This window comes from Caballeronia terrestris (genome assembly GCF_001544515.1).
Classification (GTDB): domain Bacteria; phylum Pseudomonadota; class Gammaproteobacteria; order Burkholderiales; family Burkholderiaceae; genus Caballeronia; species Caballeronia terrestris.
On sequence record NZ_FCOL02000201.1, the window covers coordinates 1 to 3471 of the forward strand.

Genomic DNA, 3471 nt, shown 5'->3' on the forward strand with positions numbered 1-3471 from the left:
GGGCACCAGACGCCTGGGCAGGCGACTTCGTCGTTCTCGCTGCCCCAGCCACCGCGCGGCCTCGCCCACGATGCCGCGTCGGAACAGCATGACGCACGCCACGAACATCACCCCGGTAACGATGCTGACTGATTCGCCCAGCCGCTCAAACCAACCGAGGTGCGTAACATCCGCGAGCCATGTGCCGAACGCGGCGAGCTTCGTCTCGAGCCCGACGACGATCACCGCGCCGACCGCCGGCCCGAGACGCGTGCCGAGTCCACCCAGCAACGTCATGAGGATGACGGTGCCCGACATCGTCCAGTGCACGTCGGAAAGCGTGGCGAAGCCGAGCACGAGCGTCTTCATCGCGCCCGCAAGACCCGCGCAAGCCGCCGAGATGACGAACGCCAACAGCTTGAACCGATCGACGTCATAGCCGAGCGAAACCGTGCGCGCCTCGTTCTCCCGCAGCGCGCCGAGGATTCTGCCGAACGGAGAATCGATCACGCGGCCGACGAACGCGAACGCCATCGCACCGACAGCCAGCACGACGTAATAGAGCGTGAGGTCATCGTCGAGCGGAAGCGCGCCGAACAGCCGTCCGCGCGGTACGCCCTGCATGCCGTCCTCGCCCCCTGTGAACGGCGCCTGCACGCAAAAGAAGTAGATCATCTGGGCGATCGCAAGCGTGACCATCGCGAAGTAGATGCCTTTGCGCCGGATCGCGAGCAGCCCCATCACGAAACCAAGTGCTGCTCCGACGCCCGTGCCGAGCAGCAACGCGAACTCGGGTGGCAGACCATGATCGCGCAACGCGTTGCCTGCAACGTAGGCCGCGACGCCGAAGAATGCGGCATGACCGAACGACAGCAGGCCGACATAGCCGAGCAGCACGTTCAACGACGTGGCGAACAGCGCGAAGCACATCAGCTTCATTAGAAAGACCGGATAGGCGCCGAGCAACGGCGCGGCGGCCAGCGCGGCAAATACGACGACGAATGCAAAGCGGTTATGCATGTGACACCTCACTTCGATTGACCGAACAGCCCGGCGGGACGCACGAGCAGAACCAGCGCCATGACGGCGAACACGACCGTCGCGGACGCCTCCGGATAGAACAGCTTCGTCAGGCTTTCGAGCACGCCGAGCGCAAGGCTCGTCAGGACCGACCCGGCGATCGAGCCCATCCCGCCGATCACCACGATTGCAAACACGGTGATGATCACGCTCTGCCCCATCAGTGGCGACACCTGGATGACCGGCGCGGCGAGCACGCCGGCGAAGGCTGCGATCGCGACACCGAAGCCGTAAGTCAACGAGACCATGCGCGGCACGTCGACGCCGAACGCCGCGACGAGGCGCGGATTCTCGGTCGCCGCGCGCAACAGCGCGCCGAGTTGCGTGCGCTCGATCGCCCACCACGCCACCCCACACACGGCGAGCGATGCGACGACGACCCATGCGCGATACGCCGGCAGCATCATGAAGCCGAGATCGACGGCCCGCATGAGACTGTCGGGCGCGGCGTACGACATGCCCGAGACGCCGTACACCGAGCTCGACAGTCCCTCCAGAATCAGCGTGATGCCGAGCGTGAGCAACAAGCCGTAAAGATGATCGAGCTTATAGAGGCGACGCAGCATCGAACGCTCGACCAGCACGCCGACGAAACCCACTGTCAGCGGTGCGATGACGAGCATCAGCCAGTAACTGAAACCGAAGTAGTTCGTGCCCATCCACGCAACGAGCGCGCCGAGCATGAAAAACGCACCGTGCGTGAAATTGATCACGTTCAACAAGCCAAAGATGAGAGACAAGCCCAGACTCAGCACCGCATAAAAGCAGCCGTTCATCAAACCGAGTACGAGCTGACCCAATACCGCTGGCAGCGGCATATCGAGGATTTCCATGACGTTTCGCTCCGGTCAGATGTTGAGCAGCGCTTGCAGCGTGGCCGTTTTTTCAGGAAGGCACGCCGACTCGAAGGCGTCGACGATACGTCCGTGTTCCATCACGTAGAAGCGATCGGCGAGCGGTGCGGCAAAGCGGAAGTTCTGCTCGACGAGCAGAATCGTGAAGCCGCGCGATTTGAGCAGCCTGATCACGCGCCCGAGCGTCTGCACGATCACCGGCGCGAGTCCTTCGGAGATTTCATCGAGCAGAAGAATGTTCGCGCCCGTGCGCAGAATCCGCGCGATCGCCAGCATCTGCTGCTCGCCGCCCGACAAGCGCGTGCCTTGACTCGCACGACGCTCGGCCAGGTTCGGGAACATCGCGTAGATTTCGTCGAGCGGCATCGGGATGCCCTTCGCATTCGGAAGACGCGGCGGCAACAACAGGTTTTCCTCGCACGACAGCGCCGCAAAGATGCCGCGCTCCTCCGGACAATATCCGACACCGAGCCGCGCCACGCCCTGCGGCTCTTGGTCGATCGTCTCGCGGCCGTCGATGCAAACCGAGCCACAGCGCGTATCGGTCAGTCCCATGATTGCCTTCAACGTCGTGCTGCGGCCCGAACCATTGCGGCCGAGGAGCGTGACCACTTCGCCACGTGCCGCACGCAGGCCTACGCCATGCAGGATGTGCGAATCGCCATACCACGCTTCGAGACCCGTAACGCGCAAAGCGTCTTCGCATGCCACCGAGGCGTTTCCAGCGTCATCGAGCAGTTCAATGTGCGAGCGATGCATCTTCGGTCCCCATGTACGCTTCTTTCACTTGCGGGTTCGCGGAAACAACCGCGTAGTCTCCTTCGGCCAGGATCTCTCCGCGCTGAAGCACGGTGATCGTGTCGGCGATGCTCGACACCATCTTCATGTTGTGCTCGACCATCAGGATCGTCCTTCCCTTCGAAACCTTGTCGATGAGCGCCGTCACGCGATCGACATCCTCGTGTCCCATGCCCTGCGTGGGTTCGTCGAGCAGCATCAGCACGGGATCCATCGCGAGCGTCGTCGCGATTTCGAGCGCGCGCTTATGGCCGTACGACAGCTCGACGGTCTTTACATCGGCGTAAGCGGCAAGACCGACATCTCCGAGCAATTCGAGCGCGCGTTCGCGCAGGCTCCTCACCATCGTGCTGCTTTTCCAGAATCGGTACGACACGCCGAGCGGCCGCTGCAACGCGATCGTCACGTTATCGACCGGCGTGAGGTGCGGGAACACCGCGGAAATCTGGAACGACCGGACCACGCCTTGCCGGGCGATCGCCGCGGGCGCTGCACGGGTGATTTCGCGGCCATCGAAGAAAATCTGTCCTGACGTGGGTGTCAGGAATTTAGTCAACAGGTTGAAGCACGTCGTCTTGCCGGCGCCGTTCGGCCCGATCAGCGCGTGTATCGTTCCTCGGCGCACACGCAGATCGATGCCATTGACTGCCGTGAAGCCGTTGAACTCCCTGGTTAGACCCCTTGTCTCCAGGATCATGTTTGCATGCGTCATCGCAGATCTCCTGGCCGTCTCCGCGCGTGACGGCGACGGCCTCGATAT

At 62.9% G+C, this 3471-nt stretch carries 4 protein-coding genes; all 4 read right to left on the reverse strand.

From position 1 onward, the window contains the following. The coding region (locus tag AWB67_RS35190; RefSeq protein ID WP_143328465.1) for a branched-chain amino acid ABC transporter permease at positions 1-999 on the reverse strand (999 nt) is incomplete at its 3' end. Positions 1000-1007: 8 nt separating this feature from the next. Continuing rightward, complete coding sequence (locus AWB67_RS35195) at positions 1008-1892, reverse strand: branched-chain amino acid ABC transporter permease (RefSeq protein ID WP_087660522.1); 885 nt, start codon at positions 1890-1892, stop codon at positions 1008-1010. A gap of 15 nt (positions 1893-1907) precedes the next feature. Beyond that, on the reverse strand, positions 1908-2672 hold the full coding sequence (locus AWB67_RS35200) for an ABC transporter ATP-binding protein (RefSeq protein ID WP_087660523.1): 765 nt from the start codon (positions 2670-2672) through the stop codon (positions 1908-1910). After that, on the reverse strand, positions 2653-3423 hold the full coding sequence (locus AWB67_RS35205) for an ABC transporter ATP-binding protein (protein WP_087660524.1): 771 nt from the start codon (positions 3421-3423) through the stop codon (positions 2653-2655). Before AWB67_RS35205 ends, AWB67_RS35200 begins: the two co-directional genes overlap by 20 nt. Positions 3424-3471: the final 48 nt, after the last annotated feature.

Bases quoted from the DNA above. Each gene is read 5' to 3' on its own strand.
- AWB67_RS35195 (WP_087660522.1), bottom strand. From the start codon at position 1,892: ATGGAAATCCTCGATATGCCGCTGCCAGCGGTATTGGGTCAGCTCGTA.
- AWB67_RS35200 (WP_087660523.1), bottom strand. From the start codon at position 2,672: ATGCATCGCTCGCACATTGAACTGCTCGATGACGCTGGAAACGCCTCG.
- AWB67_RS35205 (WP_087660524.1), bottom strand. From the start codon at position 3,423: ATGACGCATGCAAACATGATCCTGGAGACAAGGGGTCTAACCAGGGAG.